Source organism: Rhodopirellula sp. UH5 (genome assembly GCF_056839225.1).
The window spans coordinates 1,068,680-1,093,225 of sequence record NZ_CM166390.1 but is presented as its reverse complement, the minus strand read 5'-3'; the positions used below and the strand labels follow the sequence as shown (position 1 = coordinate 1,093,225).

Below are 24,546 nucleotides of genomic sequence, written 5' to 3'. Positions count from 1 at the left end.
GAGAGATCTCATGCGTTTTCGTTTCATGTCCTTTCTGGTGGTCGTTTTCGGTGGCATTGGTTTGCATTCGGCGAACGGCCAGGAGATGCAACATGTTTTGGACCCGACGCCTGGGCAGACTCTGACAAGGGAAGAATCATTTTCAAAGATTGAGGTGGCCGATCCGTTTACGATTGAATTGGTCGCGGCTGAACCTCTGGTGATGGATCCGGTTGACTTCGATTGGGGAGCGGATGGCCGGTTGTGGGTCGTTGAGATGGCGGACTACCCGACTGGCGTTGATGGTCGCGGTGAACCGGGAGGACGCGTGCGCGTCTTGGAGGATCGTGACGGGGACGGGACTTATGATCACTCGACTCTGTTTGCCGACCAGCTCAGTACACCGAGCGGCGTGTTGGTTTGGCGAGAAGGAGTCTTGGTGACCGCGTGCCCCGATGTGCTGTATCTAAAAGACACGACGGGCGATGGGGTCGCCGATCACATTGAGAAACTGTATTCCGGTTTCACCGAGGGGAACCAGCAACATCGTGTCAACGGACTTCGTTGGGGACTGGACAATTGGGTCTACCTTGCCAACGGTGACAGTGGCGGCACGGTCGTGTCCCATCGGACCGGCAAGTCAGTCAACATCAGCGGGCGTGATTTGCGAATTCGTCCGGATACAGGCGAGATTGAAACGCAGTCGGGGCAAACGCAGTTCGGCCGGAACCGCGACGACTGGGGAAATTGGTTTGGCTGCAACAATCCCAATCCGATCTTTCACTACGTTCTGCAGGAAGGCTATCTGAGTCGCAATCCTCATGTCGTGCCTCCATCCGTTCGGCGTGACATCCGGGTCGGCGACAACGAGGTGTTTCCGATCGGTCCGATCATCAGTCACTGCGATCCGATTCACCGACCGATTGGTGCGACGCCCATCTTCACGGCGGCGTGCGGAACCATCGTTTATCGCGACACGCTGTTTGGTCCGGAATACGAGGGAGCGACGTTCACGAGCGAACCGGTCTACAACATCGTCCATGCGAGAAAATTGGTGCCCAACGGAGTCACCTTCGATAGCATCAAGATGCATGGCGAGGGTCATGAATTTCTGCGATCCGCGGACCCCTGGTCCCGGCCGGCTGGCTTGCATACGGGACCGGACGGCGCCCTGTATGTGGCTGATATGGTCCGCGAAGTGATCGAACATCCAGAATGGATTGCGGATGACTTGGAGGCCCAACTGGATCTGCGGGCGGGGGCGGAATTGGGGCGGATCTACCGAGTGTCACCTCGGCAGAGCCCACGACGTGCGTTCCAACGATTCGATCAACTGTCCGTGACGGAACTCGTTGGTTTGTTGGATTCGCCGAGCGGTTGGCAGCGGGACTTGGTTCAGCGAATGTTGCTTTGGCAGTGGCAGGAGATTCCAGCGGACGAGCAGGCGGCAGCGAAAAGTCAGCTTCGGAAACTGCTCTCGGGAAGTGAGAACACGCTGGCTCGATTGCATGCACTAGCGAGCTTGGCCGGGGTGCAGGAAGTGTCGCAAGCGGATTTGATAATCGCGTTGCGGGACTCGCACCCCGGTATACGAAGGCATGCGATTCGAATTCTTGGCGAGCAATTGGTGGCTCAAGAGATCGAGTCGGAAGCACGCGATTCGGTGATCAGTTGGGATGCGTCCGATTGGCAGGAGCCGATTGAGCGATTGGTGTCGGACGATGATCCGATGATTCAGTTGCAACTCGCCTACACCCTGGGATCTTTCGATGAGGACTGGGCGGCGGATTGTTTGGCGGCCGTTGCGTTGAAATCCGGGGCGGACGTGTACATCCGAGCCGCGATCCTGAGCAGCATTCATGCTGGCAACGTCGAGCGAGTGCTCGTGACATGGATGGAAAGCGGACAACGAGATCCCACGTGGTGGGGGACTCTGGCTGGGCTCGCGATCAAGTTGGATGTTCCGAGTGCCGCTTCGAGGATGCTTCTCGAGTTGGAATCGGGGAGCGAATCGGCTGATTTCGCTCTGGATTGGCGAGTCTTGGTGGCTTGGTACGAATCCCTGGGCAACACAGCGAGTGATCTGGACCGGTCCCTTGATCCGGTGTCACTCGAAAGGCTGGATCGTTTGCATCGATCGGTTCGTGAATCGGTGCAGGGTTCTGGGTCTTCGACAGCCGAACGCTTGATTGGGATGAAGTTGCTCGGCAAGCGTGAGGCTCAACGAGCGGATGAGATCCAGTTGTTGGCGAGCTTTCTGTCACCGCATTCGCCGATTCAAATTCAACAGGCCGCCGCAACGAGGTTGGCTGAAACGAACGCGGACGGTGTGCCTGAGATCTTGGCCGCGGGATGGCGTTCTCATGGACCGGCGCTGCGTCAGCAGATCCTTTCCAATTTGATCACTCGCCCGGCCTGGACGATGGATCTGCTCGACATGATCGAACGGGGGACGATCTCAGCGAATTCATTCAGTGGTGCGTTGCGTCGCCAACTGACAGAGCATCGATACACGAAGATTCGAGATCGAGCGGTTGAATTGTTGGGAGCGATCGATCCGGATCGTGCCCAAGTGATCGAAGCCTATCGACCCGCGATGGAATGGCTGACGCAAGGGAAGGCGGATGCGGATCGTGGACGCGTGGTGTTCACGGCGAATTGTGCGGCCTGCCACGTGTTGGAGGGGAAAGGGGCGGCAATCGGTCCTGATTTGACCACGCTCACCAATCGTTCGGCTGATGCGCTGCTGACCGCGATCATCGATCCGAGTTTGGCCGTCGAAGCGAAGTACCAACAGTACCAAGTCTTGCTGGACGATGGCCGTGCCTACGCTGGGTTGCTGGCTGAAGAAACCGCGACCAGCTTGAAACTGATCACCGCGGACGGCAAAACGCATTCGTTGTTGCGAAATGAAATTGAACGCTTGCAAGGCAGTTCGGTTTCGATGATGCCCGTTGGACTGGAGAAGGAGATCGGGACGCAACAGATGGCTGACTTGCTGTTGTATATTCAGGGCCAGTCTTCGTCCAACTGAACGCTCTCTCGATTCACAGCTCTGCAATGCAACCAAAAATCATCGCCAAGCACCGCGTCACCATTCCTTTTGCGACGCGCTCCTTTCCATGGTTTGCGACTTGGTTCTTCGTGATTGGTCTCAGCGTCCTTGGTTCGTCCAATACCAAACAGTTGATGGCGGACCAAAAGCTGCCCGAAGGATTGTTCATCGAAGGCTACACCGATCAGCTCAGCTATGTCGCGGGAGACGAGATCGCGTTTCATTTGTCCGGTACCGGCAGCGTGTCGATGCAAATTGACCGGTTGGGGGCGGAACGCCAGCGTGTTCATCAACAAGATGGGATTGCAGTGTCGGCACAGCGGATTCCTGATCGGGCTTCGTCGCATGGGTGCGAGTGGCCAGCGGTGCTTCGGTTGACGGTCCCCGATGAATGGAAGTCAGGTTACTACGAAGTGACGCTGACGACTCGCGATCAAGGTGGTGCGTTCGTCGGTCGCAACCAGCGGACTGCGGTTGGCAGGCTTTTCTTTGTCGTTCGATCCAAAACACCGGGTGCGACGTCGCCGATTCTGATTCAGTTGGCGACCAACACGTACAACGCGTACACGAACTGGGGCGGACACAGCCTGTATGGCTACCACGATCGGGATGGCGTCCAAGGCAACCGCGTTTCCTTTGATCGGCCGATCCAATCGCAATTCGCGAAATGGGAATTGCCGTTCATTCAGTGGGCGGAAAGGTCAGGGTACGAACTGGAATACGCGGTCAACAGTGACTTGGAATTTCATCCGGAGATGTTGGCCGAGTATCGGTTGGTGTTGAGCGTTGGCCATGACGAGTATTGGTCGGCTCCGATGCGAGACCACTTGGAAGCGTTTATCGCCGAAGGTGGAAACGTCGCGTTCTTCAGTGGCAACACCTGTTGTTGGCAAGTTCGCAGCGAAGACGATGGACGAGCGCTAACTTGCTACAAGCAGTTCTACAACATGGATCCGGAATTTCGCACAACGGACCATCAGCGACTGAGCACGGCTTGGGGGCATCATCTCGTCGATCGTCCTGAGAATCAATTGACGGGCGTTGGGTTCATGTGGGGTGGTTACCATCTCAGCCACGGCCAATTCATGGACGGATCAGGAGCCTACGACGTGCATCGACCGGAACACTGGGTGTTCGAAGGCATTGATGTCAAGCGAGGCGACCAGATCGGTGGCGCCGACACGGTCGTTGGTTATGAGTGCGACGGGTGTGAGATGGAATGGCGAGACGGTTTGCCGTTTCCTACCGGACGCGATGGGACTCCCGATTCCTTCACGATACTGGGGACCTGTCCAGCGCGTTGGCACCCCGGTGATTCCTACTGGTACGATCGTTTTCCGGCCGATCGAATCGGTGCGTCCGTGATGGGCGTCTATGAACAGGGGGGAACGGTCTTCACGGCAGGTTCGACAGATTGGGCACACGGATTGAGAGGGAATTCCCCTGTGATTGAACAGGCGACTCGAAACATCCTGGACCGTTTGTCAGCGAAGTCTGGTTAGGATTGGACGCATCGCTTTCGATTCCGAATTGCACAGACATTTGACTTCAGCAGTCCATTCCAATCCTTTTTCAGTCGCATTGCATCGTGTCAAAACCACTTGTTGCTCACTCGATATCCTGGTGGCGGATGGCGATCGTGTTGTCGTTTCTTGTTTTCTTGCAGGGACTGGGAGCCTACTTGGCTGGACTGCCCGGTTTCGCGGCAGGGTTGCTGGTCTATCTGATTCTGAGGTTCGCTCCACGAAGGAATCGTCGGATCCAACGTGCTGCGCTGAAGCTCATGGCTGAAGAGCGATATGCCGATGCGGCGAAGGTGTTTGAAGAGGGCTATCGGTTCTTTGCCGAACATCGTTGGTATGATCGGAATCGAGCGTTCACCATGCTCGACTATTCTGGGATGGACTACCGTGAAATGATGTTGGCCAATTGGGCAACGAATCTGGCCTTAGCGGGAGACAAACAAAAAGCGAGGGAACTGTATCGCCAGTGCCTTGAGCTTTACCCAGAGAGTCGACTGGCGAAACCGGCGTTGCGATTTCTGGAGCCGGAAAGCTCTGACGATGGATCCAGCAGGCAGGTTTGATCAATCCTTACCAAACACCGAATGAGGTTGCGTTTGACTCTGGCCGTCATGGATGGTGGATTGCCTGGGACGCAACATTGGTTGTTGCAGGAGCTGGCCTGTTGTTCATCGCCGTTGACCTTTACGCCGGTCACGACGCTGAATGGCGACAAACAGGCAATCTTCGCGAGTTTCTCGCTGGCATTGCAAACGATTGGTCGATTGTTGCCGTCCTTGGGTTGTTTCTGGTTGGTTTGTCATCCGCACCGCTGCATCGCCGGCCAGGCTGGACACGTTTGATCGCAGGTGCCGTTTGTGCGCTGTTTGCTTTCGATTTCCCTTCGCTGCAATTCGGGCCTTCCCACTTGACTTCCGGTTTTATCGCCGCTGTTTTTTTGGCACCGTTGCTGCTATTCGGGTGTGGGTTCCCGCATGCATGCCTGGGAATCTACCGGTGGTGGAAACGGGTTCCTTTCAAACAAATGTCGTGAACCGATTGTTGGACCGCGGTCCCGGTCGAGCGAAACTTGGCCATGCACGGTGGATCGGTGGCGGGTTTCGTAGTGGACGAGGCGACGAGTCCCGTGCATGAGGGTTCATGGCCTCATCCACTTCGCCAGCAATTGGTCGTGCGTTGCTTGGTTGTTTCTCAAGTGATTTGCGGGCGTGTGAAGTGGGTTAAGCAGGTCGGCAGGAATGATCAAGCACAATCATGTGAGCCGTTTGGGCGTTAGCCCCGGTTGTGCGTGAAAACCGTGGCTAACGCCAACGGCTCACATACCCCATGACACCTGCGTACCTGCTTAGGATTAGAGTTCATCCGAGGGAAGCTGAATCGTCGTTTCGAGAACGTCAAGAATAAGCATGGAAGATAACCCCTACCGTCCCAGCACTCTCGAGATCGATGACACGTCTTGCGTCCCCATCTTGAATCGCGTGGTGTGTTATGCACTGGCGGTGGCATCCGCCGGGGGATTTCTGCTCGCAGCGTTGTTGGTCTTGGCGACGATTCTCCGAGTGATGCGATTTGCATTCTTCGTTCCGGCGTCCCTTGCGCTTTTCGACGTCGTTGCAATTGTGTTGTACGTTGGCATCGCCTACGGATTCATCGTCGCGGTGAAAAAGAGTCTGAAGATGGAGGTCAGGCCTGCGCTCAAGTGGTTAGCCGGGGGCGCGTTGTCGTTTGGATTCGTCATGCGATTCGCGAGTCTGATCGAATGGGCCTTTCGAACATGGGGCGGATTGCTTGGAGTGGTGGTTCTTCTCGGCGGATGCATGTTGCTTGTGTATCGGAAGTCATTGTTTCGGACATTCCGGCCAACGGACGACGAAGCGACATTGGTCGGTGTTGGCGGGACCGGTGAGCTGAACCAACGTGTTTGGAAGGGGCCGACGCTGCATTGCGCTCTGTGTGCAAAAGAGGTCCAAGTGGACGAAGACGAGCGATGCACCGAATGTGGCTGGCCCATCTAGGCGAACGGCTTTCCCGCTTAGAAAATTCTACACAGAGGTCGATGATGCACAGCGTGGTTGAAAACGGTTGCCTGGTTGGGATGTCCCGCCGTTGGTTCGTTTCGTTGATTCCGATTCAAGGGACCGTTGCGACGTTTGCCTGCTTGGTTCTTCTAGGCGGGTGCGGACCAAGCGGACCGCCAAAGCCAATGACGAACGAGATGCTTGATCTGCGTTCTGGATCCGCAATGCATTTCGCAACTGTGCACTTGCCCGACGATTTGGATCCGGAGTCTATTGAGGTGAGTGGAGAAGTGATGTCGCGTCTCATCGCCGCACTTCGACCGATCCGGCGCAACAGCAACAAACCCGTTCTCGGGGACTCGTACGAACTTCATTACCAAGCGGGAATGAACCCCACGACGGTGTTCGTTCGAATCATCGATGACGACACGCTTGTTTTCACTTGGGACGATTTCACCTACGTCGGCGGGAATCCCAAGGAATTCCAAGCTGCGATTGATTCCGTGTTAGAATCGTCACGCCAGTGAACGACGATAAGGGACAACCGCCGGTCAGTGGATGCCACTTGGATTGAGCCCCATGCGTGAACCTTCGAACCCGTATCAAACCACCTTTGTTTGCGAAGAACAAACTCGTGCTGTCAGTGGCATTGGGAAAAGTCTGCTTGGTGACACTGCGTTGGTGCTTGGAGTCACCGCATCCGGAATTGGTTTGTTCGCGTTCTTGCCTTTGATAGCGGGTCTTCAACGGGGATCGTCCGCACTGTTCTCAGCCGTTGTTTTGCCAACATTGTGTTTCGCCTTTGGCATATCGTTCTTCGTGGCTGCCCGTTTTGCTTATCGAAGCGAACCGAGCGCCGCGAGAATCGTCTTCGGCATTCCGTTCATCGTGTTGGGATGCCTTTTGGTTCTGATTGCACTGTGATTGGCTATGATTTGCCAGAGACAGCCCAACGGTGAGGTGCGTCAGCGTTCTCTCGGAGTGACGAGGGAGCCCCTGTTGCAGCCGCTTTCGAAGAGTGATCCTCCGAGTTCCCGTATGTCGACCAATCCCTTCATTCATGTTCGATCGCCAAAGCTGAGGCTCATGCCCGGTGAGAAGGATGAGGTTGTGAACGACGGGACCCTTCAGGCCAAACGCGGCGGTGGATCAAATCGTTGCTTGCCAAATGTTTGGTGTTGAAGCTCTGATAGTGGATGCAGCTTTTCTTCCGGCTTGCTGTCTTTCTTGATCCCGGTAGGGATGTCAGATGGTAGCCGGGGGTTGCTGCGTAGCAGCGTACCCCCGGAAAACGAGCGTCCCTCAAAGCACTCACCGTCCCGCCGTGGCCAGGGGCCACGGCGGGATGGAGAGTGGCGACGTGGGCTTTACCTGTCCGTCGGTGGCGCGATCGCTTACCGACGGCTACCATCTGAAATCCCTACCGGGATGAAAACTTGCGCAACCACAGTGCGTCACAACGCCAAATATTCAGCAGTCCAGCGTTGGCCCCGGTTGTGCGTGAAAACCGTGGCTAACGCCAATCGGCTCACATACCCGATGACACCTGCCTACCTGCTTGGAAAGCGAGCGGAGTGATCACGGCAACGGAATTTCTTGTCAGAATCCGTCGTGAGGAACCGTGGCTATCGCCGAATGGCTCACATACCCGATGACACTTGCCTACCTGCTTGGAAAGCGAGCGGAGTGATCATGGCAACGGAATTTCTTGTCAGAATCCGTCGTGAGCTGATTGAATGGGCTGGGTTGCAACAAGGCTTCGCGATTGAGGGCTGCCCGACGGAACAGTTGGGGACAACTGTTCTACTCTGACTTCGCTCATCACCTCCCCTAAAACGAAGTTTCAGGCGGAGGTCGAGCGACGTCGTTCAAGCTTACGCGAGCAAGGGGGCCGAGCACAGGAACCGCCGCGCACGTCCCTCCCGCGAATATTTACTGGACGCTCGCATTCCGGCCCTCGACGATCGCGTTCTGGCGGACTCAACCAACAGGCTGCTAAGCGGTTCGGCTGGAGTCTCTTGGCGATTGAGATGGATTGGCAAGCGTTGTTGTTTCGACGTACAACCGGGGCTAGCACCTCAACGGCCAAATGGTTCGCCCGATCGTTCCTGGCACCTGCTTCGCAGGCTTTCGGCTTGTGTTCCTCGCAATCGCAAACTGGAAGCCTAAGCGACTTAACCTCCGCTCAGTCCTTTGACACTTTCATGCCCAACCCCTATCAAACGAACGACACCTCAGTGGCCGATGCGACGAAGTTGCGATCGGTTCTTGGTAGCATTGTTTGCTCGGTGTTGCTCGCCTTCTTCGCTTTCCCTCCGATCGCTCTAGGACTTGTCATGCTGGTCCATGAGCTCGGGATCTTTTCGACCACGACAGGGATTTACGATGTCGAGATCAATGGGGGCGCGGTTTCCAACGAGACATTCATCGCAGCAACACTGTCCGTTGGCCTGCTTCTGCTTTTGGGTGCTTTGATACTCGTGGTTCGTGCTTGGCAAAACTACATACACAACGCTGGCGTTGCATCATCAAGTTTTCGAGAAGAAACACGATGCGGTTGATGGCAGAGCGAGTTGGCAGCGATACAATGCAGCCTCCATCTCCTCCTTCCAATCAGTGTGACGTCCCATGTCATTGCGTCTTGTGTTCCCGGTGTTCGCCGCCGTCGTCGTTGCCGGGCTCGCTTCGGCTGATCCGCCGAAGATGAAAATGACCACGCCCATTCCACCTGGGATCGCCACTCCAGACAAGCTGGAGACTCGGATTGGCACGTTGACATCGTTTGATGGTGTGCCGGACAAAAAGACAACGGCATTGGTTTACGATCAACTTGCTTTTCAGCGTGCCACGCAGGCCTTCCTTTCGACCATTCAGGTCTCGTCGATGGGAGCGATGGAAAAGGGGATTCGTGAGTTTGGGCCCCCCAACACGACAGCGTTGTTGTTTGAACAACTGTTGGATTCGAAGGCACTTTGGTTGACCCCGAACACCGTTTCGATCTACCAGACGATGTGGTTGGAACTTGGTGATGAGCCAATGGTCCTGGAAACTCCTCCCAAGGTGCTCGGCATCATCGATGACGCTTGGTTCCGTTACGTGGCCGACTTTGGCAACGCCGGTCCCGATCGCGGCAAAGGCGGCAAGTTTCTGCTGGTTCCTCCGGGATACAAAGGCGATTTGCCCGAGGAGGGATACTACGTCTACCACACCAAGACCTATGGGAACTGGATGGTTTGGCGAGGGTTTCAAGTGGATGGTTCGACGGAGCCCGCGATTGCAGCAACCAAGAAGTTTCTCAAGGTGTACCCGTTGTCTCAGAAAGACAACCCGCCAGCGATCCAGTTCGTGAATCTGTCTGGCAAAGAGAACTGCACCATCCACCGGATGGACTACGGGTACTGGGAGGAGTTGAATACAACCATCCAGGACGAGCCGCTGGACGTGGGTGGTTTGTCACCGGAAATTCGCGGCATGCTGGCTGCGATCGGCATTGAGAAGGGCAAGGAGTTCGCGCCGGACGATCGGATGAAGAAGATTCTGACTGAGGCCGCGATGGTTGGGGCCGTGACCGCACGTGCATTGGCAGCACGCCCCGAGGAGGAACGCTTTTATGTCTATCCCGGGGAAAGAGTCTGGACGAATCCCTTCATTGACGGGCATTACGACTTTCTGATGAACGGGATGACGTTGTTGGATTCGCGTGCCTACATGCATTTCTATGCGACTGGGATCACGCCGGCGATGGCGATCAAGAATGTCGGCGTGGGGTCGCAGTATTTGATTGGGTACCTCGACAAAGAGGGCGAGGCGCTCGATGGGAACAAGACCTACAAAATTCACCTGCCGCCCAATGTGCCGGCGAAAGATTTCTGGTCGTTCACCGTTTACGACTGCCAGACGCGTTCAGAGCTCCAAACCGACCAGCAATTTGCAGGGATCGACAACAATTCGGAGGGGTTGAAGGCCAACGCGGACGGATCCTACGACGTCTATTTCTCGCCCCAGCCACCGGAAGGGAAAGAAGGCAATTGGATTCAGACGGTTCCAGGAAAGAGTTGGAACACGATCTTTCGATTGTACGGGCCGCTTGAGTCTTTCTACGACAAGACATGGAAGCCCAACGATCCGGAATTGGTGGAGTGACTCCGGACAGAGACGGTGTCGATTGGCGTGAAACGCTCGCTTATCAAATCGGTGAGGGGCGTCGTGTCCAGAAGGTGGAGATTTCTTGAAGCCTGCTATCAATCCGTATCGTTCACCGGCAACGGAACCAGCAGAACCGACAAAGTCGGCCGCTGCGGTTTGCCCGGTGTGTGGCCAAGCGGTCAGTCGATTGCGGCTGGGGTTTCCCGGGTGCAAGTGTGAAACATGTGGGAGACGACTGGGGTTAAAGAATTCGTGGCAAGCAAGTTCGATGTCCACCGCGACGGCGGTTGTCTGTTTCGCTTCAATGATGTTCTTCGAAGCCGTCCCGACCAACAAGCCGCTTGTGTTTGGGGGTCATGTGCTGGTGTTTCTGGTGTGTGGCACGCTTTGGTTCCATCTGTGGGGACGTCCGACCCTGAAAACGTGGATGGGATCGGCGTCGAAAACTGCATTGGCGCGAGAACGAGCGCGTTTTCAAGATGAAAAAGATCAGGCTTGATTCCCGCAATGCGTTTTTGCTAGCGATGCAGGTCGAGGATTCTCGCACGTGTTCCCGCGAAATTTGGTCGCATCATGTTGGCTCGACATCACCGTCTGTTCATCGCTTCGTTGTTCGTTTGCCTGGGATTGGGGTTGGCGGACGCGCCTTCGGCGCAAGCTCAGATCACCACCCGCAGTCAAATGGGGACGCAGGGGGATTCCACCGCCAAGTTGTACGAGCGTCTGGTCAACCGGCTGCACGCCACAACCCAGCCACAACAGGATTACTTGCTGGAGATCACCAAGCGGGTGAATGAGCGGAAGTTGGATCTGCGTTTGGTGGTGGCAATTGAACGCTACGCCATTCGGCGTGATTCGCATTATCCGTTCCCGTTCTTTGAGCGAGCGTTGATGTACGAAGCCAAGAAACGTGGGATCACCTTGCCTTCGATTAAATTGTTCCAGGACCAGCCAATTGTGACGGTTCCGACCTACTGAGATTGCGGAAAGTTTGATCTCGAAGTGCTGCTCAGAGGTCGTTGGTGCTGTGCGGCGGTCGTGTCGGCAGATATCCTGTGAGCGGTTTCTGATCTCTTTCTACTCTGCCGACGCATCCGCCACATGGATTTTTTGCTCTACCTGGCCCTCGTGCCCACGCTCGGGGTGACGGCTCAATGGTTGGCGTGGCGCACGAAGCTGCCCAGCATTCTGTTGTTGCTTCTGTTTGGAATTTGTTTGGGGCACTTTGTTGTCCAGCCTGACGCGTTGCTGGCCAATCTGACGGGCGGCGATGAGACAGCCGGGCCCAATCTTTTGTTCCCGCTGGTGTCGTTGTCGGTCGCCGTCATCATGTTCGAAGGCGGGCTGACGCTGAAGCTGAGTGAGCTTCGAGAGTCAGGTTCATCTTCGTTGAGGCTGTGCACGGTGGGGGCTGCCTTGGCCTTCATCGGCAACACGTTGGCGATCCACTGGATCCTAGGATTTGACTGGCACCTGAGCTTTTTGCTGGGGGCGATCCTGGTGGTGACAGGGCCGACGGTGATCGGTCCGTTGCTGAGGCAAGTCAAACCGAGCCGCAGGGTGGCATCGACTTTGAAGTGGGAAGGGATTGTCATCGATCCCATCGGCGCTGTGTTGGCTGTGCTGGTGTTCGAAGAGGTGGTGCTGGCGCAATCTGCGCCTCATTGGTCTGGGGCGTTGCAATCGCTGGTGCTGACCTCCGCGATCGGTGTGGGCCTGGGAGTTGCCGGCGGAGCGTTGCTGACTCAGGCGCTGCGTCGTTACTGGGTGCCGGATCATTTGCACGGTGTCGCCGCATTGTCGCTGGCGTTGTTGTTGTTCGCGCTGAGCAACATGATGGCACACGAATCCGGTTTGATCGCGGTGACGGTGTTGGGAATTTGGTTGACCAACCAAAAGCACTTTGATGTTGAACACATCATCGAGTTGAAAGAGAACCTGCGAACACTGCTGATTGGCTGTCTGTTCATCGTGCTGGGGTCGCGTGTCAACTTGACCGACTTGGCCACGATTGGGATGCCGGGGATTGGTTTGATTCTCGCGTTGATCTTCATCGTGCGTCCGCTGTCCGTTTACTTGTCTCTGTTGCGAAGCCCGCTGAACTATCGCGAGCAGACGTTCATCGCCGGGTTGGCACCTCGCGGGATTGTTGCGGCGGCGGTGAGCAGTGTGTTTGCGTTATCGATGGAAAGCCGCACGGATTTGAACATCCCGGGTTCGGAACAATTGGCGACGGTGACGTTCTTGGTGATCATTGGAACGGTTGCGGTTTACGGAATTGCGGCTTCCCCGCTGGCTCGGTTGTTGAAGTTGGCAGAGGAAACCAGTCGTGGTGTTTTGATTGCGGGGGCGGACGCTTGGGTACGAGACTTCGCGACCGAATTGAACGCTGCAGGGATTCCGGTGCTGCTCGTCGACACGAACTACAACAAAATCAGTCAGGCTCGAATCGCCGGGCTTCGCGGCGAGTGCGCCAACATTCTGAACGAGCACGCCCGCGAAGATTTGGATCTCTCGGGGATCGGTCGGTTGTTGGCGATGACGCCCAACGACGAAGTCAACTCATTGGCGCTGCGGGAATGTCGCGCGATGTTTGAGTCGTCGCGGTTGTATCAATTGACATTCAAGACGAAGAATGCGGCGGGACGTCGCGGGTTGACCAAGAACTTGATGGGACGGGAATTGTTTGGCGAAGGGCTGACCTTCACACGGTTGTCGGAAATGCACGCGGCGGGAGCGTCATTGAAGACCACAAAGCTGACGGAGTCGTACTCCTTTGCCGATTTTCAAGAGACGTATGGTGAAGTGACAACCGTGTTGTGTGCGATCACGGCGGAAGGCGGATTGAACATCAACACCGTCGATGCGCCGCTTGTTCCGGTGGCGGGGCAAACGATCTTGGCGTTGGTCAGCAGCACACCGGTACCTGAGAAGCACGCGGTCAAGGCGTCGAAGAAGCGGAGCGACGCGAGCAACGACGGCGCCGCGGATGCGGACACCAGTCGCGAGCGTGCCAAGGAAGCCGGCAACGAGGAGCCCACGTCGTGATCGACCCGTTTGTCCTGACCGTCGCCTTCTTGCCTTTGATCGGGTACCTGTTGCTCTTGTCGTTGATTCGCGTGAGCGGCCGGGTGTTGGTGACGACGGGCGGGCGAGACATGGCCGCTGTTCTGTTTGCTGTCGCAGGAATGATCGCCATTGGCCCGATGCAGTTGTTCTTCCCCGGGGCGTCCGCCATTTTTCTGGGCCCGTACGTGTGGTTGCCGTTGTTGTTGCTGTACGTGCTGGTGTGCGGGCTGATCGTCCTGACTCGGGAACCTCGATTGGTGGTTTATGGACGAACGGCGGAGGAACTGTATCCCGCATTGATGCGAGCGGCTCAAGCGATCGATTCGGCGGCGACAGGAGATGAACGGAAGGCGCAGGTTCATTTGCCACAATTTGGTGCCCACCTGAGAATTGAAGGTCACCAAGGGCTGGACTGCGTCAGCGTGTTGGCATTTGAGCCAATGTTGCCGCTGTCGTTTTGGAATCATTTGCTTGGACAGTTGCGAGTTCAGGTTCGCGGAATCGCACCGCCATCCCCGAGGCGTGGCTGGGGAGCGTTGTTGGTGGCGATCGCAATGCTGGTCCTGCTGGTTCGAAGCGTGATGGGACGCGGCGACCAATTTGTCGAAGGCTTCCGCGATTGGCTGATCCGTTGAGCTGACACGTGGTTTTCTCGCGACGAAACCGGACAGAAATCGGGTGGGACAGTTTGGCGTGAATCGCACAAATTGGCAGAATTGGATCAGATCCGGCAAGTAATTGGCCGATCAACCTTGCTGCATCGGCTACGACGCCTAAAATGCAAGCAGCAGATCTTTTGAGGTCTGTTAGGTGCAGTCACATAACACCGGCAGAGGGTTCATTTTTCGGGCACGCCTGGATCAACAAAGACTTGTGCAGTAGCACGTCGAGATCCACGCGTTTCTCCCAGCGGCTTCACTCTTGCCGCCGAGTGGCTGTTACTGAATTGGACCGGCAGGTCGGATCGATGGATCCAGCCTGTCGGTTTTTTTATGCGCCGATCGAATTTCCGAGCTTTGAGAGGTCGTTTGGGATCGATTCTCGGCTTGGCGGGGCGATTGACCATGGCGGAGGGGCGGCGAATGATGCCTGGAGGCGTTTTGATGTCGCAAAAACGCGTGTCCGACAAGCTTGCCCCTCTCGTTCGGCTGACATCGGATTAGACTGAGTCGGGCGGATTCTGGGGTTGGAATCCGTTTGTTCTGGACGGCGGCGCTGCTGAGTCCGGTCAAAGTCGCTCCATTCATTGTCATCGCTTCCGTCTCTTGCTGCATCTCGCAACATGAATGAACGTTCCTTTGCCGACGCCGATCATTTCCGCCCATTGCGTCTGAATGACCTCTGGCGGGCGGTTGCTCGCCACCGATTGTCAGCGGTGTTGTGGACGATCGTGTTGCTGCCCGTGTTGGCATTGGGTGTCTTTTTGATTCCGGCCCAGTTTGATTCCTATAGTCAATTGTTGATTCGATTGGGACGCGGCGCCGTCTCGATGGATCCCACGGCGACGCTTTCGCCAACCGTTTCGCTGCAAGACAGTCGGGCGTCGCAGGTCAACAGTGTTCGAGAGATGTTGCAGTCGCGAGCGATCGCTCAAAAAGTGGTACAAACGGTTGGCGTTGAAAGGATCTTGGAACCACGCAGCTTGCTGTCCAAGACGATGCAGAAGATCAGTTCGATGGTGCCCAGCGGGGCCGCAAAACCCATGGGCGATTTGTCGGCGGAAGAAGTGGAAGCTCAGCTCGCCGAAGAGATGGCGATCAATGCGTTTCAGGAATCGATGAATTTGTACGTGGCCAAGGATGCCTACACGATTGATTTGGAGGTCCGGTCGGAGGACCCCTTTTTGTCGCGTGATTTGCTCAGGGCGTTGGTTCAGATCTATCGCCAGCACCACGCGATGGCCCACAGTTCACTCGGGTCGTCGGAGTTCTTCGAAGAGCAATCCAAGTTGTCGTACAAGCGAGCGGTGGAGGCAAAAGAAAAGCTTCGAGTTGCCAAAACCGAACGCGGTATCATCGACATCGGCTCGGCTCAGTCGGCGTTGCGTTCCCTGATCAGCCAGGTCGAAAGCAATTTGGTGGACGTCGAGTATGAACTGGCATCCGCGGTGTCGGAGCGAGCTCGATTGATCGAACAGGTCGGCGAGCAGCCGGAAACGTTGCAAACGCAAACGATTCGTGGGATTCCCAAAGCGACCGGCGACTCGATGCGTCAGGCGTTGTATGAGTTGGAAGTTCGCTACAAGGAACAATCACTGAAGTTGAGTGACGACCATCCCAAGCTCAAGGTGTTGCGAGAACAACTGGAAGCGGCAACCGAGATCTCACAATCGGAGCAAGGCGAGCGGCCTCAGACGACCGAGTCGACCAATCCGGTTCGGCAGGCACTGGTGATGTCGCTGCAGCAGACCGAAACTCGGCTGTCTGGTTTGGAATCCAAGCATGAGAACCTGAAGTCGCAAGCGGAGTTTCTGAAGGAAGAACTGACGCAATTGAACCGGGACGAGGTGCAATTGGCCGAGCTGGGCTGGGAAACTGCGTTGGCGGAAGCCGAGTACATGCGGACGGCTGAGAATCGCGACAACGCTCGGTTGATCGATCAACTGTCGTCGGGTGCCGTCAGTGAAATCGCTGTCGTCCAAGAACCCTCGTTGGGCCTCAAGAAGGTCAAACCGAAACGTTCGATTCTGTTGGTGTTGGCGGCAATGCTGGCGGTGGGATTTGGGATTGTCCAAGCCCTGATTCGCGGGTTGCTGGCGACGCCTCATTCAGCCGAAATGGACACCAATCGGCAACCGCCCACTCGCCGCCGAAGCGATGCGGGACACGGGCGCTACCGCGGAACCGACAGCGTTCGCGGGTTCAACAAACCTCCTGAATCGGAACCTGCGGCCGAAACCGAAGAAAATGGCGGGTTGACGACGGTACCCCGCTAAACGAATGTTTCCACTGAATCGCGAAATCCTCACTCGTTTGCCTCCATTTCCTCGCTGACCCACGGCGCCCATCATCGCCATGCGAATCCTTGCCGTTCACAGCTATTACCGCCTTCGTGGCGGAGAGGATGTTGTATTCGATGCTGAAACGCAATTGTTGGAATCGTTTGGCCATGAGGTCACACGGTTCACGCGCCTGAACGATTCGATGTCTGGTGCGGGAGCGATCACAAATGCTCGGATGACGGTTTGGAATTCGGCCATCGCCCGCGAAATCCAGGCGATCGTGAAGCAGAAGCAGATCGACGTGGTGCACTTCCACAACACGTTCCCAGCGATCTCGCCGGCTGCGATCAAGGCGGCTCATCAGGCCGGGGCTGCGACCGTTCTGACACTGCATAATTCGCGGATTTTGTGTCCCAAGGCGGTGTGTTTTCGGGACGGGCGACCTTGCACCGAGTGTGTCGCCGCACGGTTTGCGGCTCCCGCAATTCGCCATGCCTGTTTTCACGAGAGCCGATTGGCGTCGGGCGTTGTCGCCGTGAAAAATTGGTTGCATCGGACACGAAAGACGTATCAGCGTTATCTCGATGTCGCGATCGCACCGACCCAGTTTGTCAAAACCCGTTACGAGGAATCGGGGCATCCAATGCCCCCGATCGCTGTCAAGCCTCACTTCGTTGAATCGGACCTTCCGCTCGGGGAAGGGGATGGTGGTTACGCCCTGTTCGTGGGCCGTTTGAGTGAAGAAAAAGGATTGAAAGTTCTGCTGGATGCTTGGGACCGGCTGACCCAGCCCATCCCGCTGAAGGTGATCGGGGACGGTCCGCTCAAGCACTTGGTGGATCGACCGCGGGAAAACGTGGAGTACTTGGGCCGTTTGGACCAGGCGGCGGTCTATCGGACGATGGCTGACGCGGCGATGTTGATTTTGCCGTCTCACTGTGCGGAATCGTTCGGCCGGGTGGTGGTCGAAGCGTATGCCTGCGGAACACCGGTTGTGTGCGCGAACCAAGGCGGTCAAGCTGAGCTAGTACACCCATCCGTGGGGGCTTTGTTTCGCAGCGGTGACGCGGAGGAACTGGCCTCGGTGGTGGATCGTTTTGTTGAGAACGCGGAGCAAACCATCGCGATGCGTGAAATGGCTCGCCGGGAGTATGAGTCCAAGTACACCGCGGCGATCAACCACGATCAACTGATGGCGATCTATCACGACGCTTTGACCGCACGCGGACGAAACCAAGTGAGCCGCAACGGCGCCCCGGATTTGCGAATTGATTCGCAGCACCCAACCAATGCAGCGAACGTGCCTCGTGTTTCGGAGGCGTCGCCCTCGCAAAACGAAACCGATTCCTCCGAAAACATCTCGCACCCTGAACAGGCTCATGACGAACCGATGCGTGGTCACGACAAGCTGGGACGACGGACATCCTCAGGATCAACGCTTGGCTGAGTTGCTGGATCGTTACGGCTTGGCGGCCACGTTCTACATCCCTCGCAATTCACAGCTGGAGACTTTGCCCGAAGAGAAGATCCGTGAGTTGAGCCAGCGATTTGAGATCGGCGCTCACACGATGGAGCACTTGGCATTGACGACGTTGCCGGACGTGGAGGCCGAACGGCAGATTCATGACAGCGGGGCTTGGGTTGCGGATGTGACCGGGCAATCGTGTGCGATGTTTTGCCCGCCGCTGGGAAAGTACCAACGGGAACACGTCAACGCGATCGCTCGCCATGGTTTCATCGGCTATCGAACGGTGGAGTTGCTGCGAGTCGATCCGCCCAAACGCCGTGTTCGCGGCGACTACGTTCGCGGCGACAAGGGCTGGGAGTTGTCATCAATGCCGACTTCCGTGCAGGCTCACCCGCACCCGCGTTCGGTCTACGTTCGAAACGCGATCAAACGAGCCTCCTGGACGCCCCTTCACTGCGCTTGGACGATCGCGGGGAAGACGGATTGGATGGGATTGGCCGAGGTGATGCTGGCGCGGGCAGCTCAAACAGGGGGCGTGTTCCATCTGTGGGGGCACAGTTGGGAAATCGAGGAAAACGAACAGTGGAAGAACCTTGAAAAGGTGTTCGCCATGCTTTCACAAGCGGTTGAGTCCGGCTGGGCCGTCACGGCGAGCAATGGAGAGGTGTGCTCCGCCGAAAGCCCCGCTTCCCTTTTTTGACAACTCGCATAGAGTTAAATAGGAGACGGGTGAAATCAGACTCGCTGCACGGAGGTTGCACCGTAGCCAATCCCTGACGCGACTCCACCGACCGAACACACACGCCATACCATTCGAACATGCCGAACGAGCAGGACATTTACGAAGAGCACGTGCTAGATCACTACGAAGATCCTTACCACCACGGGACGCTGGATTCCGCCAGCCACATGGACGAGGGAAAGAACCCGTTGTGCGGTGATCGAATTGTGATCACATTGCGGCTGGATGATTCCGGGAAGGTGTCAGAGGCTTGGTTTGAAGGCGAGGGCTGTGTGATCAGCCAGGCCTCCGCGTCGATGCTGATTGAGCTGATGGAAGGCAAAACGGTTGACGAAGTGAAGGCTTTCACGGCGGAAGAAATGCTGGAGTTGTTCGGTCCCAAGCTGACCCCCAATCGCCAAAAATGCTGCTTGTTGTCGTGGAAGATTCTGCAATCGGCGTTGCATTCCCCAGTCAACGAAGACGGTGATTCCTCCGCACCGGGCGGCCCATCGCTTGGGGAAGAGCAGTGAGTGTGACCACATCCACCTCGCCGTTGGACGTCGCGAAAATCCGTGACGACTTCCCCATTTTGAACACTCAATCGGCCAGTGGTCGACCGCTGGTGTATTTCGACAACGCGGCCACCACGCAGCGTCCCAATGCCGTCATCGATGCGATGAGTCGATGCTATCGGGAATACTACAGCAACGTTCATCGTGGGATTCACACGTTGAGCGAAGCGTCGACAGGAGCCTACGAAAACGCACGCGCGACTGTGGCTTCGTTCATGAACGCGTCGACGACCAGCGAGGTCGTCTTTACCGCGGGAACCACCGCCGCCATCAACACGGTGGCGAGATCCTGGGGCGACCAGAATCTTTCGTCAGGCGACGTGATTCTGTTGCTGATCAGCGAACACCACGCGAACATCGTTCCTTGGCATCAGTTGGCCGAACGTGTCGGTTGCCGGGTGGAGTTCATCGCGATCAACGACGACTTTTTGATCGATGATGAGGCGGTTGCTTCCGCGATTCAGACGCACCAACCCAAGTTGTTCGCGTTTGGTGCCGCCAGCAACACGCTCGGCACCGAGTACCCGGTCAAACACTGGACCCAGCTGGCTCATGATGTGGGTGCGACCGTGTTGATTGACGCAGCGCAAGCCGCCCCGCACTGGCAGCTGGATGTGCAGGACTGGGGGGCGGACTTTGTCGTCTTCAGCGGCCACAAGGTTTGTGGACCGACCGGAATCGGCGTGCTCTGGGGACGCGAAAGTTTGTTGGATTCCATGCCTCCGTTTTTGGGTGGTGGCGGGATGATCGACACGGTCACGACGGATGGGTTCACGTCCCATTCCTTGCCCGAAAAATTCGAAGCTGGCACGCCGCCGATTGTCGAAGCGATTGGTCTGGAAGCGGCAGTGAAGTACCTGATCCAGATCGGCATGGACAACATTCATGCCCATGAACGTCAGCTTGGTTCGCGTGCCGACGCGGGGCTTCGTGAGATCGCTGGCGTCCGTGTGATTGGGCCGACGTCCAAGCACAAAGGCGGGATCAATAGCTTTGTGGTCGAAGGGGTTCACGCACACGACGTGTCCCAGTTTCTCGATGGTCAGGGCGTGGCGGTTCGCGCAGGGCACCATTGCACGATGCCTCTGCACAATGCGATTGGGGTCTCCGCGACCTCGCGAGCGAGTTGCTATTTCTACAACACGATCGATGAAGTCGACGTGTTCTTGCAAGCCGTTTCGGATGTGCGTGACCGTTTCGCGAAAACCGGGCGACGTCGTCGTTCACGCGAGAGTCGATCTGAGACATGAGCGACCCCACCCAGTTCTCGCTGTTTGATTCCAGCGATGACAAACCGAACAAGGCGACGCCCCCGAAACGCAAAGTCGCCAAGAAGAGGCGGCAAAGCTCGACCAGCGAAGATGCGATCTCGATCAGCGAGCTGACTCGTCAAATCAAATCGACAGTTGAGTCGGGGTTTCCCTCGGTTTGGGTCGCGGGTGAAATCACCGACATCGCTCGGCCACGAAGCGGGCACCTGTACTTCACGCTCAAAGACGATCGCTCGCAAATTCGCGGCGTGATGTGGCGAAGCGTTGCCGAGCGTTTGCCGTTTGAGCTGGACGACGGGCAAAGCGTTCTTTGCATGGGTGACGTGGAGGTCTACGCCGCTCGGGGTTCCTATCAGTTGGTGGTTCGCAAGTGCCAACCGCAAGGCATGGGGGCACTGCAGCTCGCCTTTGCGCAACTGCAAGCCAAGCTGCAGGCAGAAGGGTTGTTCGAACCGGAACGAAAGCGACTGTTGCCGCGTGTTCCTCGGCGGGTCGCGATTGTGACCAGCCCCACGGGGGCTGCGATCCAAGATTTTTTGCAGGCCGCAGCGCAGCGTCACGCCGGGATCGAGATCGTCTTGATTCCGGCCAGCGTCCAAGGTCCGGGCAGTGTCGAATCGCTGATCGATGGGATGCGAGCGGCCCACCGGATGCGGCCTCAACCCGATGTGTTGATCGTTTCGCGAGGCGGTGGCTCGTTGGAAGATCTTTGGTCCTTCAACGACGAGAAACTGGTACGAGCGATTGCAGCGTCGAGGATTCCGACTGTGTCCGCGGTGGGACACGAGATCGATGTGACACTGGCGGATTTGGTGGCGGACGTGCGTGCGTTGACGCCGACCGACGCGGCGTCTCGAGTGCTTCCTGATCGTGAGTCCATGATTGCGGCGTTGGATGCACTGGGCGAAATGATGACCCGCAATCTGTTCCGCCGAGTCCAGTCAGAACGGCAACGCTTAGAGAACTGGGAATCTCGCCCGGTGTTTCAAAACCCGTTCGAGCTGGTCCACGACCGCAGTCGCGACTTGGATGACTGGGACGAGCGTGGACGGTCGGCGATCTGGCGTCGCTTGGAACAGGCTCGTTCCAAACTCGCGACGGTTGCGGCGGCCCAGACGGCTCTGTCACCCCTGGCCGTGCTTTCGCGTGGTTACAGCGTCACGCAAACGGAATCGGGACAAGTCGTCCGGTCTCCGAGCGACGTTCAGCCAGGCCAAACATTGCGAACTCGACTGACGGGCGGCGACGTGTTCTCCGTCGTCGCACCCCAAGAATCGAACGACGATCCAACAGGGGCGTCCTAGGTCGCGATTCCCTTGACTCACCTCCTGCCTATCGGTCCCCCAACGATGCGTTTCCACCTTTGTGCTTTGCTTCTTGGAACCTCGTTGTCACTGGTTCAAGCCGAATCGCCTGATCCCGGGCTGGAGGTCTGGAAAACGATCGCGACGGAAGGTCACCCGACGGCGCGCCATGAAGCGGCTTTGGTAGGTTTTCAAAACAAGCTGTATTTGCTTGGTGGCCGCCGCATCAATCCGGTCGACGTCTACGACCCCAAGACCAATGTTTGGACAGAGAACTCCGAAACGCCAATGGAGTTGCATCACTTTCAAGGTGTCGTGGTGGAGGATGCGATTTACTTGATGGGAGCGATGACTGGACCGTACCCGCGGGAAACGCCCCTTGAAAAGGTCGTGGTCTATCATCCCGCGGAAGATCGTTTTGACTTCGTTCATTCGATCCCCGAGTCACGTCGTCGCGGCGGGGCCGGTGCCGTTTACCACGATGGTTGGATCTACTTGATTGGCGGCATCACGAACGGGCATGTCGATGGTTGTCGACCATGGTTTGATCGCTACGATCCCAAGACAGGCGTGTGGGAGATCATGCCCGATGCGCCCCACATGCGAGATCACTTTCAAGCGGCCGTGATTGGCAATCGGCTGTACGCGGCAGGCGGACGAGTGACGTCCAAACGCGACAACGCCGTGTTCTCACAAACGATCAGCAAATTGGATGTGTACGACTTTGAGATTGGCGAATGGTTGCCGGCAGAGCAGTGCCCTGATTTGCCAACCGAGCGGGCAGGCAACAGCGTCGTCGCAATCGAAGGCAAATTGGTCGTTGGCGGCGGTGAGAGTGCAGATCAGAAGCCGGCTCACGACCAGATCGAAGTCTTTGACCCTGCAACCAAGGAGTGGGCGGCGTGGCCATCGCTGGTCCAAGGCCGACATGGAACAGGCCTGGTTCGGATCGGCGATTCGCTATTCACCGCGTCAGGAAGCGGCAATCGAGGCGGCGGTCCTGAATTGACGACCACCGAGCGCTTGGTGCTTACGCAGTAGTCGTGAGCACCGACGATGATCGAACATCGAATCGCCCCGCCACGCGATCCATGCGCCCATGGAAACCCGACGCGTCAATGAGGCACTCCCCAGTTCCCGCCGCGCAAGCAAGCCCGCAATGGTCGGATCTCATCGCTTGCCACCTGTCGCCGCTCCGCGGCTTGTCGAGCAACAGGGGCACGACCAAGACCTCGGGTTGAAAACCCGAGGCTGACAACTGTCACCGCTCCGCGGTTGTTCGATCCCGCAACACACTCAATCAGTCGCGGAGCGACGGCAGCCGAAAGCCTCGGGTTCTCAACCCAAGGTCATACTGCCTGGATCACAACACTGATCAGCCAAATGGAAATGATGGGCAGACATGTCAGGACGGTCCACCAATCGAGTTCTCGCCGCGCGAGATCGCGAATGAATGCAATCGCAAGCAACACAACGGGAATCCCCAGTGCGATTGGGAAGTACCAATTCAACAGGCCTAGTGGAAGGGTCGCAAACACGTCCACATGCAGGACTGAAAGGATCGCCAGATCGAAGATCAGGAATCCGACCCAGGCCAATCGCCAGGTGAAATGCTGCGGTTTTGTCCGCACGATCGCTAGAATGAGAACAGGCAACCCGAGGAAGTATCCCAGCCGAGCTGAGAAGTGTTCGTACCAGATGCCGAGGACATAGCCTGCAGTGGAAGAGATACCGGCTTGCGGGTCGACCCAAAAACGCAGGGCAACGGTGGTGGAGGCGAAGAAGTCGAGTGTCCAATCCAAAACACACATGTTGGCGAACAGCAAGGCAAGCGTTTTGCCTGGGCTGGTCCAGAAGTGCTGGGATCGAACTGCCAAGAAAAACACGGCGAGACTCAGACCGTAGACACTGGCAACCAGCAGATCCATGGCTTGGATTGTTTCCGCGGTTTCGGAACGCCACGGCCAATCCGGAACACGACGAAGCGTCCCGAGTCCACGACCGATCGCAAAGGCAATTGCGATCCCGGCGGTGATCACCATCAATTGGAAAATCCCTAATCGTCCATCATCGACTTGTCGGGGTTCGGTGGCGGGGAGGGATGCGTTCATTGGTGCAGTCACATCGGATTCGCAAAGAAGTACTTTGTTGCGAAACAAGCATGCAGGAGTTCCCAAGCACAACCGTGGCCAACGCCCCGGTTGTACGTGGGAGCAACAACGTTTCCCGAAGCAGTCCAAATGCCGAAAGACTCCTGCCGACCTGCTTAGCGAGTATTCGAGCTGAAAAGATTCTACCAGCAGCGTCGCTGGGGTTGTGGCGATTCTCCGTTCCGCTGCGAAAGCTGCCTCCGGGAACGCTCGGCTTGACGCCCATTGCATTTCGCCTAATCTGTTTGCCCGATCAGAACAGCGATCCACCATGAGCGGACATGGCCAGACGCTGCATCTGATTGCTACGCGATCCAACGTGAATT

General features: G+C 56.9%; 20 protein-coding genes. 19 read left to right on the top strand and 1 reads right to left on the bottom strand.

What is annotated here, in order from left to right; all coding sequences use genetic code 11:
* The first annotated feature begins 10 nt into the window (after positions 1–10).
* The 19 genes from UH5x_RS03940 (at position 11) to UH5x_RS03850 (ending at position 23,111) form a co-directional block, all read left to right on the top strand.
* The gene (locus tag UH5x_RS03940; RefSeq protein WP_482634777.1) at positions 11–3,013 is read left to right on the top strand and encodes a PVC-type heme-binding CxxCH protein; all 3,003 of its coding nucleotides are present in this window, start codon (positions 11–13) and stop codon (positions 3,011–3,013) included.
* A 26-nt stretch (positions 3,014–3,039) separates the two neighbouring features.
* Positions 3,040–4,536, top strand: a complete 1,497-nt coding sequence (locus tag UH5x_RS03935) for a N,N-dimethylformamidase beta subunit family domain-containing protein (RefSeq protein WP_482634776.1) — start codon at positions 3,040–3,042, stop codon at positions 4,534–4,536.
* Positions 4,537–4,622: 86 nt separating this feature from the next.
* Complete coding sequence (locus UH5x_RS03930; protein ID WP_482634775.1) at positions 4,623–5,120, top strand: hypothetical protein; 498 nt, start codon at positions 4,623–4,625, stop codon at positions 5,118–5,120.
* Complete coding sequence (locus tag UH5x_RS03925) at positions 5,117–5,590, top strand: hypothetical protein (RefSeq protein WP_482634774.1); 474 nt, start codon at positions 5,117–5,119, stop codon at positions 5,588–5,590. Before UH5x_RS03930 ends, UH5x_RS03925 begins: the two co-directional genes overlap by 4 nt.
* A 373-nt stretch (positions 5,591–5,963) precedes the next feature.
* The gene (locus tag UH5x_RS03920) at positions 5,964–6,572 is read left to right on the top strand and encodes a hypothetical protein (protein WP_482634773.1); all 609 of its coding nucleotides are present in this window, start codon (positions 5,964–5,966) and stop codon (positions 6,570–6,572) included.
* Positions 6,573–6,868: 296 nt separating this feature from the next.
* The gene (locus UH5x_RS03915) at positions 6,869–7,102 is read left to right on the top strand and encodes a hypothetical protein (RefSeq protein ID WP_482634772.1); all 234 of its coding nucleotides are present in this window, start codon (positions 6,869–6,871) and stop codon (positions 7,100–7,102) included.
* A gap of 52 nt (positions 7,103–7,154) precedes the next feature.
* On the top strand, positions 7,155–7,499 hold the full coding sequence (locus tag UH5x_RS03910) for a hypothetical protein (RefSeq protein WP_482634771.1): 345 nt from the start codon (positions 7,155–7,157) through the stop codon (positions 7,497–7,499).
* 1,313 nt (positions 7,500–8,812) lie between these two features.
* Positions 8,813–9,136 carry a hypothetical protein gene (locus UH5x_RS03905; protein ID WP_482634770.1) on the top strand — a complete coding sequence of 108 codons (324 nt, stop codon included), beginning with the start codon at positions 8,813–8,815 and terminating at the stop codon, positions 9,134–9,136.
* Positions 9,137–9,203: 67 nt separating this feature from the next.
* The gene (locus tag UH5x_RS03900) at positions 9,204–10,718 is read left to right on the top strand and encodes a DUF1254 domain-containing protein (RefSeq protein WP_047814439.1); all 1,515 of its coding nucleotides are present in this window, start codon (positions 9,204–9,206) and stop codon (positions 10,716–10,718) included.
* Positions 10,719–11,294: 576 nt separating this feature from the next.
* Positions 11,295–11,699 carry a hypothetical protein gene (locus UH5x_RS03895; protein ID WP_047814437.1) on the top strand — a complete coding sequence of 135 codons (405 nt, stop codon included), beginning with the start codon at positions 11,295–11,297 and terminating at the stop codon, positions 11,697–11,699.
* A gap of 123 nt (positions 11,700–11,822) precedes the next feature.
* Complete coding sequence (locus UH5x_RS03890; protein WP_047814436.1) at positions 11,823–13,769, top strand: cation:proton antiporter; 1,947 nt, start codon at positions 11,823–11,825, stop codon at positions 13,767–13,769.
* Positions 13,766–14,425, top strand: coding sequence for a hypothetical protein (locus UH5x_RS03885; protein ID WP_047814435.1), 660 nt, complete (start codon positions 13,766–13,768; stop codon positions 14,423–14,425). The genes UH5x_RS03890 and UH5x_RS03885 overlap by 4 nt, the downstream gene beginning before the upstream one ends.
* A 647-nt stretch (positions 14,426–15,072) precedes the next feature.
* The gene (locus UH5x_RS03880) at positions 15,073–16,725 is read left to right on the top strand and encodes a GumC family protein (RefSeq protein WP_482634769.1); all 1,653 of its coding nucleotides are present in this window, start codon (positions 15,073–15,075) and stop codon (positions 16,723–16,725) included.
* A gap of 154 nt (positions 16,726–16,879) precedes the next feature.
* A complete protein-coding gene (locus UH5x_RS03875; protein ID WP_482636121.1) occupies positions 16,880–18,178 on the top strand; it encodes a glycosyltransferase in 1,299 nt (432 codons plus the stop codon).
* Positions 18,171–18,899 (top strand): polysaccharide deacetylase family protein, encoded by a 729-nt coding sequence (locus UH5x_RS03870; protein ID WP_482636120.1) that lies wholly within the window; start codon positions 18,171–18,173, stop codon positions 18,897–18,899. The genes UH5x_RS03875 and UH5x_RS03870 overlap by 8 nt, the downstream gene beginning before the upstream one ends.
* A gap of 119 nt (positions 18,900–19,018) precedes the next feature.
* The gene (gene sufU, locus UH5x_RS03865) at positions 19,019–19,453 is read left to right on the top strand and encodes a Fe-S cluster assembly sulfur transfer protein SufU (protein WP_047814433.1); all 435 of its coding nucleotides are present in this window, start codon (positions 19,019–19,021) and stop codon (positions 19,451–19,453) included.
* Positions 19,450–20,745: an aminotransferase class V-fold PLP-dependent enzyme gene (locus UH5x_RS03860; RefSeq protein ID WP_482634768.1), complete on the top strand. Its 1,296-nt coding sequence runs from the start codon at positions 19,450–19,452 to the stop codon at positions 20,743–20,745. The genes sufU and UH5x_RS03860 overlap by 4 nt, the downstream gene beginning before the upstream one ends.
* Positions 20,742–22,070, top strand: a complete 1,329-nt coding sequence (xseA, locus tag UH5x_RS03855) for an exodeoxyribonuclease VII large subunit (protein WP_482634767.1) — start codon at positions 20,742–20,744, stop codon at positions 22,068–22,070. The genes UH5x_RS03860 and xseA overlap by 4 nt, the downstream gene beginning before the upstream one ends.
* Positions 22,071–22,154: 84 nt before the next feature.
* The gene (locus tag UH5x_RS03850) at positions 22,155–23,111 is read left to right on the top strand and encodes a Kelch repeat-containing protein (protein ID WP_482634766.1); all 957 of its coding nucleotides are present in this window, start codon (positions 22,155–22,157) and stop codon (positions 23,109–23,111) included.
* A gap of 308 nt (positions 23,112–23,419) precedes the next feature.
* On the opposite strand, the gene UH5x_RS03845 is transcribed toward UH5x_RS03850, so the two are convergent.
* Positions 23,420–24,181, bottom strand: a complete 762-nt coding sequence (locus UH5x_RS03845) for a hypothetical protein (protein WP_482634765.1) — start codon at positions 24,179–24,181, stop codon at positions 23,420–23,422.
* Positions 24,182–24,546 lie beyond the last annotated feature (365 nt).